Raw genomic sequence first — 23,185 nt, 5'->3', positions numbered from 1 at the left:
TAGTGCGGATTCCCGTGTGAAAGTAGGACATCGTCAGGCTAATATCCCAGCAAACACCCCGGCCAGAATATGGCCGGGGTGTTTTGCTTTGGGGTTTCGCCGCCAGCGAGGAGTCAGCACAACTTCCCGGCGCAAAATAGGTCGTGGCACCTTGGAAATATCCCCTGCTGCATAGACCATGATTGCCCGCCTGCTGCGGTTCATCACCTGTGCCTGGATGGGTGTGGCGCTGGGCTGGTGGCTCTTCAATTTGTACGCCGGTCGCCCATGGTCTGCATGGCTGGGCGCGCTGTTCCTGCTCAGTCTGCATGCCATGGTGTTAGGGCTGGAATTGCTGTTCCATCGCTACGTCAGCCGGCACGACCCCGTGGCGCCAGCGCCGGCTCGAGCGCTGTGGCGAGCCTGGCTGGTGGAATGCGTCACTGGCCTGCGCGTGTTCTGCGTGCAGCAGGCCTTCAGACACCGTATCGAACCTGGTTTCCTGCCCCTAGCGAGCGCTCAGCGCGGCGTGCTCCTGGTTCATGGCTTGGTGTGCAACCGGGGCTTATGGAATTCCTGGCTGCATGCGCTGCGCCAGCGCGGCATCCCGGTGCTGGCTCCCAGCGTGGAGCCACCCTTCGGCCTCATCGACACCTGGGCACCCGCCATCGATGCGGCCGTGCGGCGCCTACATGCCGTGACGGGCCAACCGGTGTTGATCGTCGCTCACAGCATGGGTGGACTCGCCGTGCGCGCTTGGTTACGGCAGGGCGGCGACCCAGAGCTGGTGCAGCGCGTGATCACCATCGGCTCGCCGCACCGTGGCACCTGGCTCGCACGCTTCGGCTTGAGCCCCAACGCGCGCCAGTTGCAACTTGATGGCCCCTGGATCCAGGCACTGGTCCGGGACGAGGCCGCGGCCCCGCACGGCGTGCCCTTCACCTGTTATTTCAGCGACTGCGACAACCTGGTGTTTCCGCCGTCGGTCGCCACGTTGCCGGGGGCAGACAACCGGCTGTTGCGCGGCTGGGCGCATGTGGACCTCCTGGACGCCCCGGAGCTTTTCGAGGCGGTGCTGGGCTACCTGGGCATAGCTCCGCCGGCCGATGCCGATGCGCTGCGCACCGGCACGGCCTCACCGCGCTGACTACTCCTCCTCGCGCTCCTTGAACTGGCTCACCAACTGCTGCTGGGTGTTGGGCGGTACCGGGTCGTAGTGCGACAGGGCCAGCGTGTAGCGGCCCTGGCCGCTGGTCATGGCGTTCAGGCGCGACTGGTAGTTGCTCAGCTCGGACAGCGGCACCTGCCCGCGCACGAGCATCGTCCCGGCGGCACCGTTTTGCGTGCCGCTGACCTGGCCGCGGCGTGCGGAGAGGTCGCCGGTGATGTCGCCCATCGCGCTGTCCGGCGCCAGGATCTCCACGTTCACGATCGGCTCCAGCACGATCGGCCGTGCCTCCCGGATCGCCGCCATGAACGCCTTGCGCCCCGCGGTGACGAAGGCGATTTCCTTGCTATCCACGCTGTGGCTCTTGCCGTCGAGCACCACCACGCGCACGTCCACCACTGGGTAGCCGGCAATGGCGCCCGAGGCCAGCACCTCGCGCACGCCCTTTTCGACGGCGGGGATGAACTGCCCGGGAATCGCGCCGCCCTTGACCTGGTCCACGAACTCGAAGCCCGCCCCTCGCGGCAGCGGCTCCACGCGCAGCATCACCTCGCCGAACTGGCCCGCGCCGCCGGTCTGCTTCTTGTGGCGGTGGTGGCCTTCGGCTGCGGCGGTGACGGTTTCGCGGTAGGCGATACGCGGCGGCCGCGTCTGCACCTCGAACTTGTAGACCTCGCGCAGCCGCTCCAGCAGCACGCGCAGGTGCAGCTCGCCCAGGCCGTAGACGATGGTTTCGTTGGTGGTGGGCACGTGTTCCACCTTCAGGCACGGATCCTCATCCAGCACCTTGGTGAGGATTTCCCACAGCCTCTGCTCGTCGCCGTGACGCTTGGGCTCGATCGCCAGCCCGTGCACCGGCACCGGGAAGTCCAGCGGCTGCAGGTGGATGTGGTCGTCCTCTGCCGCGTCGTGCAGCACGGCGTCGAAATGCAGTTCGTCCACCTTCGCCACCGCGCACAGGTCGCCCGGCAGCGCCTTGTTCACCTCCACGTGCTCCTTGCCCTGCAGCATGAAGAGGTGGTTGACCTTGAAGGGTTTGCGCCCGTCACCGATGTAGAGCAGGCTGTCCCGTGTCAGCGTGCCCTGGTGCACGCGGAAGATGCCCATCTTCCCGACGTAGGGGTCCACCGTGACCTTGAACACGTGCGCCAGCACGTGCAGCGACGGATCGGGCTGCGCCTGCAGCGGTTGCGCCGCATCGCCCTCGCCCTTGAGGAAGGCCGGTGGGTTGCCCTCACCCGGGTGCGGCAGCAGCTTCACGATCACGTCCAGCAACTGCGCCAAGCCGGCGCCGGTGCGCGAGGAGACAAAGCACACCGGAATCAGATGTCCCTCTCGCAACGCCTGCTCCAGCGGCGCGTGCAGTTCGCTCGCGTCCACATCGCCGTCGTTGAGGTAGCGCTCGACGAAGTCGCCATCCACCTCCACCACCTGCTCCACCAGTGCTCGGTGCGCATCCTCCACGGCGCCGAAGTCGGTCTGCCCCTCACGGTTGAAGAAGCAGTCCACCACCTGTGTGCCGCCCTCGGCTGGCAAGTTCAGCGGCAGGCATTCGCGACCGAAGGTTTCCTGGATCTGCGCCAGCAGCGCGGGCAGGTCCACGCCCTGGGCGTCGATCTTGTTGACGATGAGCATGCGGTCCAGCCGGCGCTGCGCCGCGTACTCCATCATGCGCACCGTCATGGGCTCGATGCCGGTGGCGGCGTTGATCACCACCGCCGCGGTTTCCACTGCTTCCAGCGCCGGCAGCGACTGGCCGACGAAGTCCGGCGCGCCCGGTGTGTCGATGAAGTGGATTCGCGTGCCCTGGTGATCCAGGTGCATGAGCGCCGAGTTCAGCGAGTGCTGCATGCGGCGCTCCAGCGGGTCGAAGTCGCTGACCATGCTGCCGCGCTCCAGGCTACCCGGGGCGCCGATCGCGCCGGCGTGGTGCAGCAGCGTCTCGGCCAGGGTGGTCTTGCCCGACGCTGCCGCGCCCACAAGGGCCAGGGTGCGGATGGCAGCGACGGAAGAGGATGGGCTCGACATGGCGGTCTCCTTGTGCGCCGGCCCCGTGGCTCAGCGCTGCTGAGGTGGTGGAAATCCAGGGTACGGGATCGCTCCGGGGCGCACAAGGCACGTACCTTGCGCCATGTCGAGGTGTGTGCGAGGGCGCGTTTGCGCCCATGGCTGAAAGCTCAGCGAGGGAAACAGGTCAGGCCTGCGGCCTGGCCATGCGCGACGCAGTGGCCGGTCTCGTGCGGCGCAGCCGCGTCTCCAGTCCCAGATAAACCAGCAGCGCAGCCGCCAGCGGTAGCAGGTAGAACAGCGCCCGGTACGCCAGCAGCGCCGCCAGCAGTTGCGCCTCGGGCTGCAGGCCCGCCAGCAGCGCCATGAACACCGCCTCCAGCACGCCCAGACCCGCGGGCACGCGCAGCGCGATCACGGCCATGCTGGTCATCATCAGCGCACCCAGCACCGTGGGATAGCCCACGCGGCCGTGCAGCAGCACGTACAGCACGCTGGCGACGAGGGCCCAGTGCAGCGCCGACAGCACCACCTGCGCCAGCGCCAGCCCGGCGTGCGGCAGCTCCAGCCGGTGGCCGCGCAGTGTCCACAGCCGCCGGCGCGACCAGCGGCAGGCCGCCAGGTACGTTCCCACCGCGCCCAGCAAGGCCAGCCCGATGAGCCGCAGCGTGTGGTTGGTCAGCGGCGCTTCCGGCGGCAGCTGCACCAGACCGCTGAGGAACACCGCACCGGCCAGCGCCGCATAGCCGATCCAGTTGGTCAGCAGGCTCAGCCCCCATACGCGCACGATGGTCGCCATCGGCAGGCCCTGGCGCGCGTACAGGCGCAGCCGCAAGGCCACGCCGCCCACCATCGAGCCCAAGTTCAGGTTGGCGGCGAAGCTGACGAAGGCGGTGGCCGCCACCCGGGCCGGCGGCAGGTGGTGGCCGCTGTAGTAGCGGCCGAGCAGGTCGTAGCCGGTGTAGAGCGCATGCGCCGCCGCCGCCGCCAGCGCCGCCAGCAGCAGCGTGCCGGGGCGGTAGTCCAGCAGCGCGGCCCAGGCGGCGGCCCAGTCCAGGCTGCGCGCGCGCCAGGCGATGAAGCCCAACAGTGCCAGCAGCGCCAGTGCCAACAGCGGCCGGCGCACGCGGGCCCAGGCATGGGCCAGCGGGTGGGCCGGCGGCGCGTGGCGGGCCACCGTTGTTTCCTTCAACGCTCGGCCTGCCGCACCGCCTCGGGCCGCACGTCCACATGGCGCCGCCCGATGAAGGAGCGGATGAACTTGCCGTCACGCGGCAGCACGTCGGCCCAGTTCGGGAAGTGGCGCAGCAGGTGGAAGGCCAGCGCGCTGGTGACGTAGCGCCACATCGTGCGCTTGGGCAGCGCCTCGCGGCTCATCTCGCGGCACTCGTTGTCCATGAGTCGTTGCAGCCGCTGGCGCAGCTCGGCGGCAAAGCCCGGGTCGCGGATCAGCAGGTTGGCTTCCAGGTTGAGCGACAGGCTCAGCGGGTCCAGGTTGCTGGAGCCCACGGTAGCCCATTGACCGTCCACCACCGCCACCTTGCCGTGCAGCGGGCGCCGGCAGTACTCGTGCACGTGCACACCGTCCTTGACCAGCGAGTGGTAGAGCATGCGCGCGCCGATGCGCGCGATGGCCATGTCGGGCTCGCCCTGCAGGATCAGGTGCACCGCCACCCCGCGGCGCGCGGCGCGGCGCAGCTCGCGCAGCAGCCGGTAGCCGGGGAAGAAGTAGGCGTTGGCGATCACGATCTCGCGCTTGGCCGTGCGGATCGCCATGCGGTAGCAGCGCTCGATGTCGTTGGGGTGGCGCTCGTTGTCGCGCGTCACCAGCGCCGCGTGCGCCGTGCCCGCCGCGGGCAGCGGCGGCGGCTGCACCTTGGCCTGGCGCCGGAAGCCGTGCCGCACCCAGCCCAGCAGCGCGCTGCGCACCGGCGCCAGCACCTCGTGCACGAAGCCGTGGAGCTGCTGCACCACCGGCCCCTGGATCTGCACCGCGTAGTCCTGCTTGGACTCGGGGCCGCTGGCGAGCAGGTGGTCCTCGGAGAAGTTGATGCCGCCGATGAAGGCCAGCTCGCCGTCGATCACCACGATCTTGCGGTGCATGCGGCGCACAAGGTTGTAGCGCAGCCCCAGTAGGCGTGGCCGCGGGTCGTACACGTGCAGCCGCACGCCGGCGTCGGTGAGCGCGCCGATAAATTCCTCGGAGAGGTCCGGCGAGCCGTAGCCGTCCACCGTCAGGTCCACCTGCACGCCGCGGCGTGCCACCTCCAGCAGCACCGCGTGCAGCTGGCGTCCGACCGGGTCGTCGAACAGGATGAAGGTTTCGATCACCACCTCGCGCCGGGCCTTGGAGATGGCTTCGAACACGCGCGGGTAGTACTCCTCGCCGTTTTCCAGCAGTTCGATGCGGTTGCCCGCGCTCCAGGTCAGTTTCACAGCATCACCTCCGCCGCCAGCGGCGCGTGGTCCGACAGGTGCGACCACGGCCGCTTGGGCAGTCCGATCGGCACATGGCGCAGGTTGCGCACGTAGATGCGGTCCAGCCGCAGCACCGGGTGCCGCGCCGGGAAGGTGCGCGGCGCGCGTCCGTGTGCGTGCGCGTGGACTTCCTGCAGCTTGAGCTCGCGCTGCAGCCGCTCGTGCGCGCACAGCCGCCAGTCGTTGAAGTCGCCGGCGATCACCAACGGCGCCTGGGCCGGCACCTCGTCGCGCAGCAGCTCGCCCAGCAGGTCGATCTGGCGCTGGCGCTGCGACTCGCGCAGCCCCAGGTGCACGCAGATGGCGTGCAGCGGGTATTCCGAGTTGGGCAACTCCAGCTCGCAGTGCAGCAGGCCGCGCTTCTCGACGCCGTCGATGTCCAGGCTCACGTCCACGTTGCGGTGGCGCAGGATCGGCAGCTTCGACAGCAGCGCGTTGCCGTGGTGCCCGGCCGGCGACACCGCGTTGCGCCCATAGGCATGCTGGTGCCAGATGGTGTCGGCCAGGAACTCGTATTGCGGCATGCGCACCAGCGACTGGCCGGTGTTGCCGGCCGTGGCTGCCGCAGCCGTGGCGGTGCGGCGCCCGACCTTGCCGGCCAGGGTTCGCACGGGCCGCAGGTCGTGGCGGTGCGAGGCCGCGCCGGCCACTTCCTGCAGAAATACGACATCGGCGCCGGTGGCCCGCACCGCCTCGCGGATCTCGGCGAGCACGTAGCGGCGATTCATGACCGTGAAGCCTTTGTGCAGGTTCAGCGTCAGCACGCGGATGTGGTGCTCGGCGCCGTCGGCGCAGATTTCGTCGTGGCGCAGCGGAACCGGCAGTCGCATGGGCATTCAGCGCTGCGGCAGCACTTGCGTGCCGGCGCTGCACGGGTGGCCATGGGACAGCCGCTCTTCGGCTGACGGCGCCGCCGCGGCCAGCTCGTCCTCCAGCGGCAGGTCGTCCATGCCCGGCTCGCCGCCGTAGAACCAGCGCTGGATGCCGTCCAGCCGGTCTAGCACCTCGTTCATCTCGGGCTCCTCAGTGACTGAAAACACTGGGAGCAATGCTTGCGCCCAAGGGCGCGGCCGTCAGGCGGCGGCGGCCGCATCCGCGCGTAGGAAGCGGCCTACTCGCGCACGGCCGACCGGCGGCCATGCGCGGGCGGTGGTGGATTACTGGAAGGCCACCTCGTTGAAGCTGCGCAGCTTGCGACTGTGGAGCCGTTCCAGCCGCTGGTCGCGCAGGATGTCGATGGCGCGCATGCCGATGCGCAGGTGCTGGTCCACGCGCTCGCGGTAGAACTGGTTGGCCATGCCCGGGAGCTTGATCTCACCGTGCAGCGGCTTGTCGCTCACGCACAGCAAGGTGCCGTAGGGCACGCGGAAGCGGAAGCCGTTGGCGGCGATGGTGGCGGACTCCATGTCCAGCGCCACGGCGCGGCTTTGGCTGAAGCGCTGCTCCGGACCCGGGTGCGGCAGCAGCTCCCAGTTGCGGTTGTCGGTGGAGGCCACGGTGCCGGTGCGCAGGATGCGCTTGAGCTCGAAGCCGCGCAGTTGCGTCACGTCCTCGACGGCCTGCTCCAGCGCCACCTGGATCTCCGCCAGCGCGGGGATGGGCACCCACAGCGGGAGCTCCTCGTCGAGCACGTGGTCCTCGCGCACGTAGCCGTGCGCCAGCACGTAGTCCCCGAGCTGCTGCGTGTTGCGCAGCCCCGCGCAGTGGCCGAGCATGATCCAGGCATGCGGGCGCAGCACGGCGACGTGGTCGGTGATGGTCTTGGCGTTGGCCGGCCCGACGCCGATGTTGACCATCGTGATGCCGCTGCGGTCCGGTCGCACCAGGTGGTAAGCCGGCATCTGCGGCAGCCGCGGCGGCGGCGCGCCCAGCGCGTCTGCAGGCTGTGCCGGGTGGCCCGCGCGGCGCGTGACCACGTTGCCCGGCTCGATGAAGGCGCAGTAGCCGTCGGCCGCCTCATCCCCGTCGGGCGCGGCCATCAGGCTGCGGCCCAGGCGCACGAACTCGTCGATGTAGAACTGGTAGTTCGTGAACAGCAGGAAGTTCTGGAAGTGCTCCGGCGCCGTGCCCGTGTAGTGGCGCAACCGGTGCAGCGAGTAGTCCACCCGCGGCGCCGTGAAGAGCGCCAGCGGCATGGGCTGGCCGGGTGGCACGCTGTGGGTGCCGTTGGCGATGCCGTCGTCCATGGCCGCCAGGTCGGGCAGGTCGAACAGGTCGCGCATGCGCTGACGGCGCTCCACGCTCATCGTGCCCTCGATGTGGTCGTGCTCGGCGAAGGAGAAGTGGATCGGGATGGGCTGCGTGCTCAAGCCGACTTCCAGCGTCACGCCGGCATGGTGGCGCAACAGCAGTTCGAGCTGCTCCAGGTAGTAGTGCTCGAACAGGTCCGGGCGCGTGAGCGTGGTTTCGTAGGTGCCGGGGCCTGCCACGAAGCCGTAGGCCAGGCGCGAATCGGCGCGTGCCACGGTGTCGATGTGGATGCGCACGAAGGGATAGCAGGCGCGCACCCTTCGCGCCGGGTCGGTGCCGGCCACGAACTCCTGCAGCGACTGGCGCAGGTGCGTGATGCCGATGTCGTAGATGTGACGGGCATGCGCCAGCGCGTCCGCCGCGCTGGTGAAGGATTGGGTCGCGATGAGCGTGGGCATGGCTCATTGTGGCCCTCGGTCGTGGCTGCTGCATTGCAGCAAACACTTTCCTTCTCCCGAGCCGTGGGCCGCGTGGCGGGCCGCTAAACTGCCCACCTTTTAGGCTCGTTCCGCCCCATGGCCGCTGTTTCCGCCGGAGTGACGTCCCCCTTCGACCTCAGGAGCGCCTCGCTGACGCTGCTGGCGTTGCTGCTCAAGACCACCGACCTGGAGCTGCTGGCGACGGAGCTGGCGCAGCGCGAGGCGGAGACGCCCGAGCTCTTCAACCAGGAGCCGCTGCTGCTGGACCTGGCGGCGGTGCGCGAGCAGGGCTCGCCGCTGGACATGGCCGCGCTGGTGGCGCTGCTGCGCCGCCACCGTCTGTTGCCCGTGGCCGCGCGCGGCGGCAGCCCGGCGCAGATGGAGGCCGCCATCGCCGCGGGACTGGCCGACTCGCCCGATGCCGTGCCGCAGAGCCCGCGAACCGAGACCGTGCGCGAAGTCGTGCGCGAGGTGGTGCGCGAAGTCCAGGTGCCCATGAGCAGCACGGCGCTGCTGGTGGACAAGCCGCTGCGCTCGGGCCAGCAGGTCTACTCCCGGGGCGGGGACTTGGTCGTGCTGGCGCAAGTGAACTGCGGCGCCGAAGTGATTGCCGATGGCAGCGTGCACGTGTACGCGCCGCTGCGCGGCAAGGTGGTGGCTGGGGCGCGTGGCAATACGGCCGCGCGCATCTTCACCACCTGCCTGGAACCGGAGTTGATCTCCATTGCCGGTACCTACCGCACCGCCGAGAACCCGCTGCCCACCGATGTGCTGGGCAAACCGGCCATGGTGCGGCTGGAGGGCGAAAAACTGGTGATCGAGCCGATCAAGATCTAGTGCGCCCCATGCGTACTCCTTAAACGGACTCCGAACCGACAAGCTGAAAGGATGTAACTGAGATGGCCAGAATCGTCGTCGTGACTTCCGGCAAGGGCGGGGTCGGCAAGACCACGACCAGTGCAAGCTTCTCCTCCGGTCTCGCACTGCGCGGCCACAAGACAGCGGTGGTCGATTTCGACGTCGGCCTGCGCAACCTGGACCTGATCATGGGTTGCGAGCGTCGCGTGGTGTACGACCTCATCAACGTCATCAACGGGGAAGCCAACCTCAACCAGGCGCTCATCAAGGACAAGCACTGCGAGAACCTCTACGTGCTGCCGGCCTCGCAGACGCGCGACAAGGACGCGCTGACCAAGGAGGGCGTGGAGCGCGTGCTGGCCGACCTGGCCGAGCAGGGCTTCGAATACATCATCTGCGACTCGCCCGCGGGTATCGAGAGCGGTGCGATGCTGGCCATGCACTTCGCCGACGAGGCGCTGGTGGTGACCAACCCCGAGGTGTCCTCGGTGCGCGACTCGGACCGCATCCTGGGCATGCTGGGCTCCAAGACGCGCCGTGCCATCCAGGGCGATACGCCGGTCAAGGAGCACCTGCTGATCACGCGCTACAACCCCTTGCGCGTGGAGGACGGCCAGATGCTGTCGTTGCAGGACATCCAGGACATCCTGCGCATCGAACTCATCGGCGTGATTCCCGAATCGGAAGTGGTGCTGCAAGCTTCCAACCAGGGCGTGCCGGTGGTTCACATGAGCGGCACGGACGTTGCCGAGGCCTACAAGGACGTGGTGGATCGCTTCCTGGGTGAGGACAAGCCCATGCGCTTCACCGACGCGGTCAAGCCCGGCTTCTTCAAGCGACTCTTTGGCGGGAGGTAACGCGTCATGAGCTTTCTGTCCTTCCTGATGGGCGAAAAGAAGCGCTCGGCCAATGTCGCCAAGGAACGGCTGCAGATCATCCTGGCGCACGAGCGCAATGGTCGCAGCCGCAGTCCCGACTACTTGCCGGCGCTGCAGCGTGAACTGCTGGCCGTGATCACCAAGTACGTCTCCATCAGCTCCGAGGACATCAAGGTGCACCTGGAGCGCCAGGACAACCTGGAAGTGCTGGAAGTCAAGATCGAGCTCCCCGAGGCGGCCCGCTGAGGGCCCGCTGAAGCGGCACTCGACTTGGAGAACGGCCATGGGTTGGTTCGGCGCGCTCAAGCTGGTGCCCTGGTCCGAGGTCATCGAGGCCGCGCCCGGGCTCGTGCGCGGCGCGCGCCGCATCTTCGCCCAGACCCAGGACGAGCCTGCTGCTACCGCAGCCGAGCCACCTCCCGCCGCCGAGGACCCGACCGAAGCCCTGCGCGCCCAGCTGCAGCAACTCGAAGCACAGGTGCAGGCGCTGACCACCCAGCAGCAGGCTACCGCCGGCTTGCTGGAGTCGCTCACCGAGCACAACGCGCGGCTGGTGGAAGCCGTGCAGATGCTGCGCCTGCGCCAACGCTGGCTGGGTGGCGCCGTGGCGGTGCTGGCGTTGGCCTTGGCGCTGGTAGCGGCGCTGGCGTTGCGCGCTTGACCCACTCCACCGGGCCCGCCGTTTCCCCCTGCTACCCTTCGCCGCCATGAGCTTTCTGGCCATCGACATCGGCAATACGCGGCTGAAATGGGCGCTGTACGCAGCACCGCAACCTGGAGCCGCCGTGCTGGCGCAGGGTGCGGCTTTCCTTGAAACCATCGACGAACTGGCCGAGACGCAATGGGTAGGCCTGAAGCCGCCGACCAGCATGCTGGGCTGCAACGTCGCGGGCGACGCCGTGCGCCGCCGCGTCGAAGAGCAGCTGGAGCTGTGGGACCACCTCGCACCGCGCTGGGCCGTCTCCAACGCCCGCGACGGCGGCGTGCGCAACGGCTACGACCACCCCGGCCGCTTGGGCGCCGACCGCTGGGTGGCGCTCATCGGCGCGCACGCGCACGCCGCCGCGCGCGGCGTGGACGGCCCGGTGCTGGTGGTCATGATCGGCACCGCCGTGACGGTGGACGCGCTCGACGGCGAAGGCCGCTTCCTCGGCGGGCTCATCCTGCCGGGGCACGGGATCATGCTGCGCGCGCTGGAGAGCGGCACCGCCGGGCTGCATGTGCCCACCGGCGAGGTGCGCGATTTCCCTACCAACACCTCCGACGCGCTCACCAGCGGCGGCACTTTCGCCATCACCGGCGCCATCGAGCACATGCACCGGCGGCTGCAGCGGCACTGCGGGCGCGCGCCCGTCACGCTGATGACCGGCGGCGCGGGCTGGAAGGTGGCGCCGTACCTGGAGATCCCGCACGAGCTGGTCGAGTCGTTGATCTTCGACGGCCTGTTGGCGCTGCAGGCGCACCGGCTGGCGCTGTAGGCGGCGCCGCGCGAGGCCGCTACTCGATAACCTTCACGCCCTTCCAGAACGCGATGCGGTCCTTGATCTGCGCCGCGGCCTCGCTGGGCTCCGGGTAGTACCAGGCGGCCTCGGGATTGAGCTCGCCGTTGACCAGCAGCGACCAGTAACGCGCCTGTCCCTTCCACGGGCAACTGGTGCGGTGGTTGCTGGACACCAGGAACTCCTTCTTCACGGCGCTTTCGGGGAAGTAGTGGTTGCCTTCGACCAGCACGGTGTCGTCGCTCTCTGCAATTACCTGCCCGTTCCAGATCGCTTTCATCAGTACCTCTGCAAGAAGTGGGGCGAGGGCGCGCGGCTCAGCCGGCATCGCGCGCCAGCCGCAGCCCGGTGAACTGCCAGCGCGCCGGCGCCGGGAAGAAATTGCGGTAGCTTGGCCGCACATGGCCGGCCGGGCTGGCGCAGCTGCCGCCGCGCAGCACGCTCTGATTGACCATGAACTTGCCGTTGTACTCACCCACCGCGCCCGCCAGTGGCCTGAATCCCGGATAGGGCTCGTAGGCCGAGCGTGTCCACTGCCACACGGCCGCATCGGCCTGGAGCAGCCCAGGGCCATCCACGATGGGCGCCGGGTGCAGGTGTTCGCGCAGGCTTTTCGCCGATGCCGCGGCGGCCGGCTGCATCTGCAGGGCCGCTTCCCATTCCGCTTCGGTCGGCAACCGTGCGCCGGCCCACTGGGCGTAGGCGGCGGCCTCGTAGAGGTTGAGGTGGCACACCGGCTCTGCCGGATTGATGGGGCGCGGGCCGAACAGCGTGAACTGCGTGCCGCTTTCCGGCTGCCAGTACAGCGGCGCCGTGGCGCCCTGGGCCTGCACCCAGGCCCAGCCGTCGCTGAGCCAGAGCTCGGGGCGGCGATAGCCGCCGTCGTCTATGAAGGCCCAATACTCGCCACAGCTTACCGGCCGGTTCGCCAGTTGCCAGGGCTGAAGCCATACGCGGTGGCGCGGTGTCTCGTTGTCGAAGGCGAAACCCCCGCCGCCGTGGCCGATCTCGGCCAGCCCGCCTTCGAATTCCAGCCAGCGCACCGGCGGTGCCGCGCCGACCGCCGGCGCGGCCGGGTCCGGCGCCAGGTAGGCCGGCTGCAGCGGATTGAGCGAGAGCAGGTGTTTCAGGTCGGTGAGGATCAGCTCCTGGTGCTGCTGCTCGTGCTGCAGCCCCAGCTCGATCAGCGTCGCCGCGCCCGCCAGCGCGCCCTCGTCGCCGGCCTCGATGAACTCGTGCAGCGCCGCGTCCACATGGCGCCGGTAGGCCATCACCTCAGCCAGCGCCGGGCGCGCCAGCATCCCGCGCTGCGGGCGCGGATGGCGCGGCCCCAGCGCCTCGTAGTAGGAATTGAAGAGGTAGGCGAAGCGCGCATCGAACACGCGGTAGCCCGGGCTGTGCGGCCCCAGCACCAGCGTCTCGAAGAACCAGCTCGTATGCGCCAAGTGCCACTTGACGGGGCTGGCATCGGGCATGGACTGCAGTGCGCAGTCCTCGGCCGAAAGCGGTTGCGCCAGCGTAAGGCTGTGCGCGCGCACGGCCTGGAGCCGGCGCAGCAGGCGAGGGCGATCCATCGGGGCGGGCTCCTTTCGCGGCCACCAAAAACCGCGGCGGCGTGCGCCGCGGGCCGGCTGGCAGCGGGGCAAGCGGCCGGCCCGGCCGCCTCCCCGCCCCGGGGGCCTGTCAGAGGATGAAGCGCGAGAGGTCCTCGTTGCGCGAGAGCTCGCCCAGCTTGGCATCCACCGCCGCGGCGTCGAGCGCCACGGTCTGGCCGGAGAGCTTGGGCGCGTCGAAGCTGACCTCGTCCAGCAGCCGCTCCATTACCGTGGCCAGGCGCCGCGCGCCGATGTTCTCGGTGCGCTCGTTCACGTCGAAGGCGATCTGTGCCAGGCGCCGGATACCGTCGTCCGTGATCTGCAGCGTCACGCCCTCGGTGGCCAGCAGCGCCTGGTACTGCTTCACCAGGCTGGCGTGGGTGGACTTCAGGATGGCCTCGAAGTCATCCACCGACAGCGAGCCCAGCTCGACGCGGATCGGAAAGCGCCCCTGCAGTTCCGGAATCAGGTCGCTGGGCTTGGCCAGGTGGAAGGCGCCCGAGGCGATGAAGAGGATGTGGTCGGTGCGCACCATGCCGTACTTGGTGTTGACGGTGGTGCCTTCGACCAGCGGCAACAGATCGCGCTGCACGCCCTGGCGCGAGACATCGGCGCCGCGCGACTCGCCGCTGCCGGCGACCTTGTCGATCTCGTCGATGAAGACGATGCCGTTGCCCTCGGCGTTGGCGACCGCCGCGGTCTTGATCTCGTCCTCGTTGACCAGCTTGGCCGCCTCTTCTTCCACCAGCAGCTTCAGCGCCTCGGCGATCTTGAGCTTGCGGGTGTGGCGCTTGGCCTGGCCGAACTGCGAGAACAGGCCCTTGAGCTGCTCGGCCATCTCCTCCATGCCCTGCGGGCCCAGGATCTCCAGCGAGGGGCGGTGGTCCGCCACCTCGATCTCGATCTCCTTGTCGTCGAGCAGGCCCTCGCGCAGGCGCTTGCGCATGCCCTGGCGCGCGGCGTTGTCCGACGGCGATTCGCTGGGCGTGATCCCGAAGCCGGCGTGCCGCGGCAGCGGCACCAGGATGTCGAGCACGCGCTCCTCGGCGGCGTCCTCGGCCTGGGCGCGCTTGGTGCGCATCTGGCGCTCGCGCTCCTGCTTCACGGCCACGTCCACCAGGTCGCGCACGATGGTGTCCACGTCCTTGCCGACGTAGCCCACTTCGGTGAACTTGGTCGCTTCGACCTTGATGAAGGGCGCGTCCGCCAGCCGCGCCAGGCGCCGGGCGATCTCGGTCTTGCCCACACCCGTGGGGCCGATCATGAGGATGTTCTTGGGCGTGATCTCCGCGCGCAGCTTCTCGTCCACCTGCTGGCGGCGCCAGCGGTTGCGCAGCGCGATGGCCACCATGCGCTTGGCCTGCGCCTGGCCGACGATGTGGCGGTCGAGCTCGGAGACGATTTCCTGTGGGGTCATGGCGCTCATGGCGTGGCTTGGCAAAAGGAAATTGGGAACGGGGACTTGCACGCGGCGGACCTCAGGCGGCGGCCGCGGGCGCGGTGCCCAGGGTCTCGATGGTGTGGTGCTGGTTGGTGTAGATGCACAGGTCGCCGGCGATGGTCAGCGACTGCTTGACGATCTCCGCCGGCGACATCTCGGTGTGCTGCATCAGTGCGCGCGCCGCCGCCTGCGCGTAGGCGCCGCCGGAGCCGATGGCGATGATGCCGTGCTCGGGTTCCAGCACGTCGCCGTTACCGGTGATGATCAGCGAAGCGTCCTTGTCCGCCACGGCCAGCATGGCTTCGAGGCGGCGCAGCACGCGGTCGGTGCGCCAGTCCTTGGTCAGTTCGACGGCGGCGCGCACCAGGTGGCCCTGGTGCTTTTCCAGCTTGCCCTCGAAGCGCTCGAAGAGCGTGAAGGCGTCGGCCGTGGCGCCGGCGAAGCCAGCCAGGACTTGGTCGCGGTAGAGGCGGCGCACCTTGCGCGCGCTGGACTTGACGACGATGTTGCCCAGCGTCACCTGGCCGTCGCCGCCCAGGGCGACGAGGGGGCCGCGGCGCACGCTGACGATGGTGGTGCCGTGAAAGGGTTCCATGGAGTGCCTGTCTTGAGCGGCGCCAGGGCCGCGGGAAAGCCATCCGCGCGCGGCGGATGGCGGGTGGGGTTCAGTTGGGATGCACGCGCACGCGGGCGTGCTCGTTGATGCCCATCGCGCCCAGTAGCAGCGCGACGAGGCGATGGGTGTCCGAAAAGCTCAGGCTGCGGTGTTCCTGGTGACGTGCCTGCACCCACTTCAGCAGCTCGCCGGCGGCGTTGAAGTCCACGCGCACCAGCCGCGGGCAGTGCAGCTCTACGCGTGCGGCGTTGCCCAGTTGCTGCTGCAGCCGCCGCAGCAGAGGACTGATGTCGCCCACGAGCTGGCCCGCGAGCTCCAGCTCGGCCACGGCGTCGGCTTCATGCAGCGACGTGTCGAAGCGGCTGATGTCGCTCAGCAGCGAGGTCAATGGCGGCAGCGAGGAGGGCGGCGCGACCGGGCTGCTCTCGCGGCTCAGGCGCACGCGGCAGCACGGCGGCTCCCAGGGGGGCGGCGAGATCTCGTAGGTGATGCAGTAATCGATGGCGGCCTCGTCGAAGGCCTGCGCGCGGTGCAGCAGCCGCAACGCCTGCAGCCGCAGCAGCCACAGCGCGGGGTCGGCGTCGCGTGAGCCCGCGGGCGTGGCCTCGCGCAGGCGCTGCAGCAGGTTTTCGCTGCCCAGCCAATGCAGATCCAGCGACTGAGCGGCCCACTGCTGCAGCATCGGGGCCAGGCTGGCCGGTGCGTCGGCATGCACGTGCTGCAGGCCCGACCAGTCCATGGTCCACGGCGGCGGCGTCTGCTGCGTGTACTGCTGCAGCCGCTGTACCGCGGGGGCGTCGAGCACGGCCGGGCAGGCCCAGCCCTGTCCCGGTTCCGCCAGGGAGCTGCTGGGCGCCGGCTGCTGTGCCAGGCGCTGCGGCAGCGAGAACCACTGCGGCGGCGAGCGGTGGAAGCGCTGCGCGAACTCGGCGGCCAGCAGCTCGAAGGCGGCTTGCGCGCCGGTGGCGCGGTAGAGGTCCAGCCGTACCAGCCAGGTGTCGGGATGGCGCGCGCGCACGCCGTCGGGGCCGGTGAGCTCGGCCAGCAGCTGCTCGCAGCGCACGAACTCGCCGTTGGCGAAGGCGATCACGGCCTCGTCGAGCAGTGGGTCCTGCAGCACCTCGCAGGCGGCGGCGCCCGGCAGCGTGACGGGCTGGATGGCTTCGAGCAGTACGGGCGGGCGCTGGTGCTGGGCCATGCGCGCCGCCAGCAGCCGGCTGGCGGGCAGGCCATCGCCCACCATCTGCTGCTCGATCGCGTCAATCTTGGCCTTGACGCCGCAGTCCGCGGCCAGCGTGCCGGGGACGTCGTGGCGCGGCTCGGTATCCAGGTGCAGCGCTTCCAGCGCCGCGGGGCTGGTCACGCCCTCGCGGCGCAGCTTGCGCAGCATGTCGAACTCGCGCTTGCGCACGAAGTCGTTGCGGCGCTTGCGCTCGATCATGGCCTTGAGCTCGGAGCGCTCCAGGCCCATGAGGGTGCTGTCGTCCGCAGGGCTGTCGCCCTCGGCGCCGGTGGCTGCCACCAGGCGCACCACCTTGCGCAGGAAGCTCGTGCCGTCCTTCGGCTCGGCCATGGGGACGAGGCGGTGGCAGCGGGTGGCGTCAGTCGCCGAACATCTTCTGCTTGAGCTCGCGGCGCTGCTGCGCTTCCAGCGACAGCGTGGCCGTCGGGCGCGCCAGCAGCCTGCCCAGGCCGATGGGCTCGCCGGTCTCGTCGCAGTAGCCGTAGTCGCCCGCGTCGATGCGCGCCAGCGACTGCGAGATCTTCTTAAGCAGCTTGCGCTCGCGGTCGCGCGTGCGCAGCTCCAGCGCATGCTCCTCCTCGATCGTGGCGCGGTCGGCCGGATCGGGAACGATGGAGGTGTCCTCGCGCAGGTGCTCGGTGGTCTCGCCGGCGTTGGACAGCAGGTCCTCCTTCAGCGCGCTCAGCCGCGCACGGAAGAAGTCCAGCTGCTTGTCGTTCATGTACTCGCTGTCGGGCATGGCGAGCAGTTCTTCTTCGGTCAGCTCGCTGCCGGACTTGGTCTTCCAGGCGTTGGCGAGCTTCGGGTCCGCCTTGACGGGGGGCTTGAGAGTTTCCATGGCGGGATCGGGATAGGTTCTGGCGGCGGGTTGAGGAGAAGGCGCGAAACGCTCAGCGAAGCGGCTGGCGGCGGCGGACGGGGGCGCCACGGCCGTGGCGGCGGTCTCGATTGGGGAAGAGGGGCCGGCGGCTGCCGCGCTCTGGACCGGGGTCTTGCTCACATCGCTCTCCTCGAATCGACGGGGCGCCGCACGGGGGGGGGTGCGCGCAGCGCGCGGCATTGTAGCCAGCGCGCTGCTTGCAACCGCTTACACCAGGCATTGCTCCAAACCCTGCAGCAGGATGTCCCGCGGCAGGTCCACGCCGATGAACACCATCTTGCTTTGCTTCTTCTCGCCTGGCGCCCATTTCGGGCCCAGGTCGCTGCCCATCATCTGGTGCACGCCCTGGAACACGACCTTGCGATCACTGCCCTTCATATAGAGCACTCCCTTGTAGCGCAGCATCTTGGGTCCGTAGACCTGCACGATCGCACCGAGGAAGTCCTCCAGCTTGGCCGGGTTGAAAGCTTTATCGGCGCGGAACACGAAGGACTTGACGTCGTCGTCGTGATGGTGGTGGTGCGGGTGGTCGCAGTGCTCGCCGTGCTCGTGGTCGTGATGATGGTGGTGGTCGTGCGCCGACTCGTTGAGGAAGTCGGGGTCGATCTCGAGCTTGGTGTTGAGGTTGAAGCCCCGCAGGTCGAACACCTCGCTGATGGGCACCTCGCCGAAGTGCACCCGGCGCTGCGGCGCGCGCGGGTTCATGTGCTTGAGGCGGTGTGACAGATCGTCCACTTCCTCGGGCGAAACCAGGTCAGATTTACTGATGAAGATCTGGTCGGCGAAACCCACTTGGCGGCGCGCCTCCTGGCGGGTGTCGAGCTGCTGGTGGGCATGCTTGGCGTCCACCAGCGTCAGGATCGAGTCGAGCAGGAAGCTCTCGGCGATCTCGTCGTCCATGAAGAAGGTCTGGGCGACGGGGCCCGGGTCGGCCAGGCCGGTGGTCTCGATGACCACGCGCTCGAAATTGAGTTCGCCGCGGCGGCGCTTGGCCGCCAGCACGGACAGCGTGGAACGCAGGTCTTCGCGGATCGTGCAGCAAACGCAGCCGTTGGAGAGCTGGACGATCTGTTCCTCGGTGTCGGCCACCAGGATCTCGTTGTCGATGTTCTCTTCGCCGAACTCGTTCTCGATCACGGCGATCTTCTGGCCGTGGGATTCGCTCAGGACGCGCTTGAGCAGCGTCGTCTTGCCGCTGCCTAGAAAGCCGGTAAGGATGGTCGCGGGAATCAGTCCGTTGGACATGGGCTGCTGCCTGGCCCTTGAGCGCCAGGGGGGTCGGATGAGGGCGACGGACTGTCATGCAAGCTCCGTGCCCTGTCAAGCCGATCGGGTATTCTTGTCCCCTTCCCACTGCCGACACCTGCCGTGTCAGAACCGCCTCAATCAGTCAAGTCCCCGTCCGGCCGCCCGTCGCGGCTGCCGGTCGAGAAACGCAGTCTCTTCGAACGATTGGTGGAGTTCATCTCGCCCGGGCCGGATTCCAAGGCCGAGCTGATGGAGACGCTGGCCGAAGCCGAGCAGCGCGAGCTCATCGAGCCCGAATCGCGCTTGATGCTGGAAGGCGTGCTGCGCATGGCCGACATGAGCGCCGGCGACGTGATGGTGGCCGCGCCGCGCATGGACCTGCTCGATATCGAGGCGCCCTACGACGACCTCCTGGAACAGGTCATCTCCGCCGGCCACTCTCGCTTTCCGGTCTACGACGGGCGGCGCGACAACATCATCGGCATCCTCATGGCCAAGGACCTGCTCAAGTTGCAGCGAGCGCCCGAGCTGAGCCTGCGCACGCTGCTGCGCCCGGCGGTGTTCGTGCCCGAGAGCAAGCGGCTCAACGAGCTGCTGCGCGACTTCCGCAGCAACCGCAACCACCTGGCCATCGTCATCGACGAGTTCGGCAACACCGCCGGGCTCCTCACCATCGAGGACGTGCTGGAGCAGATCGTGGGCGAGATCGAGGACGAGTTCGACGACAAGGACGCCGAGAGCGCCGTCTACACGCTGGCCGACGGCAGCTACCGCGTCGCCGGCGACGCCGAGATCGAGGACGTCAACGACGCCTTCGCCACCACGCTGCCCAGCGAGGACTTCGACACCATCGGCGGGCTGGTGGCACACGAGATCGGCCACGTGCCGCGCCGCGGCGAGGCGGTGGATGTCGGCCCGCTGCGCTTCACGGTCATGCTCACGCGCGGCGGCGCGGTGCGCTGGTTCAAGGTCACCCGCATTCCTGCCGACGCGCCCCCATCTTGAAGTCCGCAGCACCCTGGATCGCGCGGCTGGAGCTGCCGCTGGTGGCGGCGCTGGGCGCGCTGCAGTCGCTCGTCTTCGTGCACACCGCGGTGTGGCCGCTGCAACTGCTGTGCGTGGCGCTGCTGGCGTGGCGCGTGCAGCCGGCGCGCCCGCGCCGCGCAGCGCTGCTGGGCTGGCTTTACGGCAGCGCCTGGGTGGGCGCGGGTACCTGGTGGCTGTTCGTGAGCATGCACCGCTACGGTGGCCTGCCCGCGCCGCTGGCTGCGGCGGCGGTGGTGGCGCTGGCGCTGGCCATGGGTGCCTACCTGGCGCTGGCCATGGGCCTGTACGCGCGGCTGCGGCGCGGCCGCGCGCTGCCCGATGCGCTGCTGTGGGCGGCGCTGTGGCTGCTGGCGGAGCTCGCGCGCGGGGCGCTGTTCACGGGCTTCCCGTGGCTGGCCAGCGGCTACGCGCAGGTGGACGCGCCGCTGGCGGTGCTGGCGCCCTGGGTGGGCGTGTACGGCATCGGCGCGGCGCTGGCGCTGCTGTCGGCGCTACCTGTGATGGCCGCGCGCGCCGGGCCGCGCGGGCTGGCGCTGGCTCTGGCCGGAGTGGCGGTGGTGCTGGGGCTGGCTTCGGCGCTGGGGCCGGCGGCCTTCACGCTGGGCCACGGCACGCTGCGGGTGAGCCTGGTGCAGACCAACGTGGCGCAGGATGAAAAATTTGCCGCCGAGCATTTGCCCGGCGCGCTGGCCTGGCTGCGCCAGGCACTGGACCAGGCGCGCGGCGACCTGGTTGTGGCGCCCGAGACCGCCATCCCGCTGCTGCCCTCGCAGCTGCAGGACGTTGCCCCTAGCTACTGGGGCGCGTTGCGCGACCGCTTCGAGCACTCGCCGCAAGCCGCGCTCATCGGCGTGCCGCTGGGTAGCTTCGAGGAGGGCTACACCAACTCCGTGCTGGGCCTGTCCTCGCACACCGCCGACCGCGAGCCCTACCGCTACGACAAGGTGCACCTGGTGCCGTTCGGCGAGTTCATCCCACCGCTGTTTCGCTGGTTCACCAATCTGATGGCCATCCCGCTGGGCGACTTCGCCCGCGGGCCGCTGAACGCGCCGTCCTTCGTCGCGCAGGGCCAGCGTCTGGCGCCCAACATCTGCTACGAAGACCTTTTCGGCGAGGAGCTGGCGCGGCGTTTCAAGCACCCGACGCACGCGCCCACGGTGTTCGTGAACCTGAGCAACATCGGCTGGTTCGGCCCCACGGTGGCGCTGCCGCAGCACCTCAACATCAGCCGCATGCGGGCGCTGGAGTTCCAGATCCCGATGCTGCGCTCCACCAACACCGGCGTCACCGCCGTCATCGACGAGCTGGGCCGCGTCACGGCGCAGTTGCCGCCCTTCACCCAGGGCACGCTGGAAGGTGTGGTGCAGGCGCGCGAGGGCGTCACGCCCTTTGCCTGGTGGGCCGCGCGCGGCGGACTGTGGCCGCCGCTGGCGGCGGCGCTGCTGACCATCGTGCTGGTCCTGGCACGGGTGCGGCGCAGCGACTGAGCGGCGTCCGGGCGCTGCGGCCCGGAGCCCGAGGCACGTTGCCGGCTGCGCGGGGTCGCCTTGGGCGCCACCCTAGAATCAAAGGTTTACGTCCAGATCCTCCACCCATGGCCACGCTGAGCTTCCAGCAAATCATTCTTCGCCTGCAGGAATACTGGGGTGCGCAGGGCTGCGCACTGCTGCAGCCCTACGACATGGAGGTCGGCGCGGGCACCAGCCACACCGCCACCTTCCTGCGCGCGCTGGGCCCCGAGCCCTGGAAGGCGGCCTACGTGCAGCCCAGCCGCCGCCCCAAGGACGGCCGCTACGGCGACAACCCCAACCGGCTGCAGCACTACTACCAGTACCAGGTCGTCCTGAAGCCCGCGCCGGCCAACATCCTGGAGCTTTACCTAGGCTCGCTGCAGGCCCTGGGCTTCGACCTCAAGAAGAACGACATCCGCTTCGTCGAGGACGACTGGGAGAACCCCACGCTGGGCGCCTGGGGCCTGGGCTGGGAGGTGTGGCTCAACGGCATGGAGGTGACGCAGTTCACCTACTTCCAACAAGTCGGCGGCATCGACTGCAAGCCCATCACCGGCGAGATCACCTACGGCCTGGAGCGGCTGGCGATGTACCTGCAGGGCGTGGAAAACGTCTACGACCTGGAGTTCACGCCCGGCTTGAAGTACGGCGACGTGTTCCACCAGAACGAGGTCGAGCAGAGCACCTACAACTTCGAGCACTCCGACGTGGAGTTCCTGCTCACCGCCTTCGGCGCGCACGAGAAGCAGGCCCAGCACCTGATCGCGCAGCAGCTGGCGCTGCCGGCGTATGAACAAGTCCTGAAGGCGGCGCACACCTTCAACCTGCTGGACGCCCGCGGCGCCATCAGCGTGACCGAGCGCGCGGCCTACATCGGCCGCATCCGCAACCTCGCGCGCTCGGTGGCGGCGAGCTACGTGGACAGCCGCGCGCGCCTGGGTTTTCCTATGGCACCCAAAGCTTGGGCCGACGAAGTGACTGCCAAGCTGGCTGCTGAAGCGGCCAAAAAGGACTCGAAAAAGGCCGCTTGATATGACTACGAAGAATCTGCTCGTCGAACTCTTCGTCGAGGAATTGCCGCCGAAAGCGCTCCGAAAACTCGGAGAGGTCTTTGCAAGCGCCGTACTGACTGAACTGAATGCGCAGGACCTCACCGAGATCACCTGCAAGCAAACAGCTTTTGCATCCCCAAGGCGATTAGCTGTCCATATCACTGACGTGCGCGCTTGTGCGCCGACGCGTTCAGTTCAGCAAAAGCTCATGCCAGTCAGCGTGGCGCTCGATGCAGAGGGCAAACCTACTCCAGCACTACTTAAGAAATTGGCGTCGCTTGGCGCCGACGCATCGGTAGTGCCCAGCTTGGTTCGTAAGGTTGATGGCAAGGCTGAAGCGTTGTTCCTCGACAGCGTCGTTCCTGGGGCAACGTTGGCGCAGGGCTTGCAAAAAGCGCTGGATTACGCGCTGGCCAACCTTCCCATCCCCAAGGTCATGAGCTACCAGCTCGCCGACGGCTGGAGCAGCGTGAACTTCGTGCGCCCGGCGCACGCGCTGGTGGCGTTGCACGGCGCCGACGTGGTGCCGGTGCAGGCGCTGGGCCTGCAGGCCGGTCGCGCCACGCACGGCCACCGCTTCGAGGCCGCGGTGGACCCGGTGGTGATTCTGGACGCCGACAGCTACGCGCAGCAGCTGCAGCAGGACGGCGCCGTGATCGCCGGCTTCGAGGCCCGCCGCGCCGAGATCGCGCGCCAGCTCCAGGAGGCCGCCGCCCGCGAGGGCCTCCAGCCCATCGAGGACGCCGCGCTGCTCGACGAGGTCACGGCGCTGGTGGAGCGCCCCAACGTGCTGACCTGCCAGTTCGAGAAGGAGTTTCTGGAAGTCCCGCAGGAGTGCCTCATCCTCACGATGAAGGCCAACCAGAAGTACTTCCCGCTGCTGGACGCGGCCGGCAAGCTCACCAACCGCTTCCTGGTGGTGAGCAACATCCGCCCCGACGATGCCAGCGCCGTGGTCGGTGGCAACGAGCGCGTGGTGCGCCCGCGCCTGGCCGACGCCAAGTTCTTCTTCGACC

Annotated in this window: 23 protein-coding genes; 10 read left to right on the top strand and 13 right to left on the bottom strand. The window is 68.9% G+C overall.

Annotation, left to right across the window (positions count from 1 at the left end):
* The first annotated feature begins 178 nt into the window (after positions 1 to 178).
* Positions 179 to 1,126, top strand: coding sequence for an alpha/beta hydrolase (locus Q0741_RS04165; RefSeq protein WP_298231933.1), 948 nt, complete (start codon positions 179 to 181; stop codon positions 1,124 to 1,126).
* On the opposite strand, the gene fusA is transcribed toward Q0741_RS04165, so the two are convergent.
* The 6 genes from fusA to Q0741_RS04135 all read right to left on the bottom strand — a co-directional run bounded on the left by fusA (position 1,127) and on the right by Q0741_RS04135 (position 8,280).
* Complete coding sequence (fusA, locus tag Q0741_RS04160) at positions 1,127 to 3,175, bottom strand: elongation factor G (protein ID WP_298231932.1); 2,049 nt, start codon at positions 3,173 to 3,175, stop codon at positions 1,127 to 1,129.
* A gap of 166 nt (positions 3,176 to 3,341) precedes the next feature.
* Positions 3,342 to 4,331, bottom strand: coding sequence for a YbhN family protein (locus Q0741_RS04155; protein ID WP_298231931.1), 990 nt, complete (start codon positions 4,329 to 4,331; stop codon positions 3,342 to 3,344).
* 11 nt (positions 4,332 to 4,342) lie between these two features.
* Complete coding sequence (clsB, locus tag Q0741_RS04150; RefSeq protein WP_298231930.1) at positions 4,343 to 5,590, bottom strand: cardiolipin synthase ClsB; 1,248 nt, start codon at positions 5,588 to 5,590, stop codon at positions 4,343 to 4,345.
* Positions 5,587 to 6,462 carry an endonuclease/exonuclease/phosphatase family protein gene (locus Q0741_RS04145; RefSeq protein ID WP_298231929.1) on the bottom strand — a complete coding sequence of 292 codons (876 nt, stop codon included), beginning with the start codon at positions 6,460 to 6,462 and terminating at the stop codon, positions 5,587 to 5,589. Before Q0741_RS04145 ends, clsB begins: the two co-directional genes overlap by 4 nt.
* A gap of 6 nt (positions 6,463 to 6,468) precedes the next feature.
* On the bottom strand, positions 6,469 to 6,645 hold the full coding sequence (locus Q0741_RS04140; protein WP_298231928.1) for a hypothetical protein: 177 nt from the start codon (positions 6,643 to 6,645) through the stop codon (positions 6,469 to 6,471).
* Positions 6,646 to 6,789: 144 nt separating this feature from the next.
* Entirely contained in the window at positions 6,790 to 8,280 is a 1,491-nt protein-coding gene (locus tag Q0741_RS04135; protein WP_298231927.1) for an AMP nucleosidase, read from the bottom strand.
* Positions 8,281 to 8,397: 117 nt separating this feature from the next.
* Here Q0741_RS04135 and minC point away from each other — a divergent pair, with 117 nt between their 5' ends.
* From minC to Q0741_RS04110, 5 genes are all read left to right on the top strand, one after another.
* Positions 8,398 to 9,138 (top strand): septum site-determining protein MinC, encoded by a 741-nt coding sequence (gene minC / locus Q0741_RS04130; protein WP_298231926.1) that lies wholly within the window; start codon positions 8,398 to 8,400, stop codon positions 9,136 to 9,138.
* A gap of 62 nt (positions 9,139 to 9,200) precedes the next feature.
* On the top strand, positions 9,201 to 10,016 hold the full coding sequence (gene minD, locus Q0741_RS04125) for a septum site-determining protein MinD (RefSeq protein WP_298231925.1): 816 nt from the start codon (positions 9,201 to 9,203) through the stop codon (positions 10,014 to 10,016).
* 6 nt (positions 10,017 to 10,022) lie between these two features.
* Positions 10,023 to 10,283, top strand: a complete 261-nt coding sequence (gene minE / locus Q0741_RS04120) for a cell division topological specificity factor MinE (RefSeq protein ID WP_028997868.1) — start codon at positions 10,023 to 10,025, stop codon at positions 10,281 to 10,283.
* Positions 10,284 to 10,320: 37 nt separating this feature from the next.
* Entirely contained in the window at positions 10,321 to 10,698 is a 378-nt protein-coding gene (locus tag Q0741_RS04115; RefSeq protein ID WP_298231924.1) for a hypothetical protein, read from the top strand.
* Between the two features lie 46 nt (positions 10,699 to 10,744).
* On the top strand, positions 10,745 to 11,515 hold the full coding sequence (locus tag Q0741_RS04110) for a type III pantothenate kinase (protein WP_298231923.1): 771 nt from the start codon (positions 10,745 to 10,747) through the stop codon (positions 11,513 to 11,515).
* A 19-nt stretch (positions 11,516 to 11,534) separates the two neighbouring features.
* On the opposite strand, the gene Q0741_RS04105 is transcribed toward Q0741_RS04110, so the two are convergent.
* The 7 genes from Q0741_RS04105 to Q0741_RS04075 form a co-directional block, all read right to left on the bottom strand.
* Positions 11,535 to 11,816, bottom strand: coding sequence for a DUF427 domain-containing protein (locus tag Q0741_RS04105; RefSeq protein WP_298231922.1), 282 nt, complete (start codon positions 11,814 to 11,816; stop codon positions 11,535 to 11,537).
* Between the two features lie 37 nt (positions 11,817 to 11,853).
* Entirely contained in the window at positions 11,854 to 13,110 is a 1,257-nt protein-coding gene (egtB, locus tag Q0741_RS04100) for an ergothioneine biosynthesis protein EgtB (RefSeq protein ID WP_298231921.1), read from the bottom strand.
* A 109-nt stretch (positions 13,111 to 13,219) separates the two neighbouring features.
* The gene (hslU, locus tag Q0741_RS04095) at positions 13,220 to 14,557 is read right to left on the bottom strand and encodes an ATP-dependent protease ATPase subunit HslU (RefSeq protein ID WP_298231920.1); all 1,338 of its coding nucleotides are present in this window, start codon (positions 14,555 to 14,557) and stop codon (positions 13,220 to 13,222) included.
* Between the two features lie 52 nt (positions 14,558 to 14,609).
* Entirely contained in the window at positions 14,610 to 15,167 is a 558-nt protein-coding gene (gene hslV, locus Q0741_RS04090; protein WP_298231919.1) for an ATP-dependent protease subunit HslV, read from the bottom strand.
* A gap of 70 nt (positions 15,168 to 15,237) precedes the next feature.
* Positions 15,238 to 16,761, bottom strand: coding sequence for a hypothetical protein (locus tag Q0741_RS04085; RefSeq protein WP_298231918.1), 1,524 nt, complete (start codon positions 16,759 to 16,761; stop codon positions 15,238 to 15,240).
* A gap of 28 nt (positions 16,762 to 16,789) precedes the next feature.
* Entirely contained in the window at positions 16,790 to 17,431 is a 642-nt protein-coding gene (dksA, locus tag Q0741_RS04080) for an RNA polymerase-binding protein DksA (protein WP_298231917.1), read from the bottom strand.
* An 87-nt stretch (positions 17,432 to 17,518) separates the two neighbouring features.
* A complete protein-coding gene (locus Q0741_RS04075; protein WP_298231916.1) occupies positions 17,519 to 18,556 on the bottom strand; it encodes a GTP-binding protein in 1,038 nt (345 codons plus the stop codon).
* 123 nt (positions 18,557 to 18,679) lie between these two features.
* On the opposite strand from Q0741_RS04075, the gene Q0741_RS04070 reads away from it, so the two are divergent.
* The 4 genes from Q0741_RS04070 to glyS all read left to right on the top strand — a co-directional run.
* On the top strand, positions 18,680 to 19,564 hold the full coding sequence (locus Q0741_RS04070; protein WP_298231915.1) for an HlyC/CorC family transporter: 885 nt from the start codon (positions 18,680 to 18,682) through the stop codon (positions 19,562 to 19,564).
* Complete coding sequence (lnt, locus tag Q0741_RS04065; protein WP_298231914.1) at positions 19,561 to 21,093, top strand: apolipoprotein N-acyltransferase; 1,533 nt, start codon at positions 19,561 to 19,563, stop codon at positions 21,091 to 21,093. Before Q0741_RS04070 ends, lnt begins: the two co-directional genes overlap by 4 nt.
* Positions 21,094 to 21,200: 107 nt before the next feature.
* Positions 21,201 to 22,148, top strand: a complete 948-nt coding sequence (gene glyQ / locus Q0741_RS04060; RefSeq protein ID WP_298231913.1) for a glycine--tRNA ligase subunit alpha — start codon at positions 21,201 to 21,203, stop codon at positions 22,146 to 22,148.
* 1 nt (position 22,149) lies between these two features.
* The coding region (gene glyS / locus Q0741_RS04055; protein ID WP_298231912.1) for a glycine--tRNA ligase subunit beta at positions 22,150 to 23,185 on the top strand (1,036 nt) is incomplete at its 3' end.

Origin of the sequence: uncultured Azohydromonas sp. (genome assembly GCF_937926365.1) — a bacterium.
Taxonomy (GTDB): Bacteria; Pseudomonadota; Gammaproteobacteria; order Burkholderiales; family Burkholderiaceae_C; genus Azohydromonas.
The sequence above is the reverse complement of the archived record's forward strand: the minus strand, read 5'-3'. Positions and strand labels throughout refer to the sequence as shown.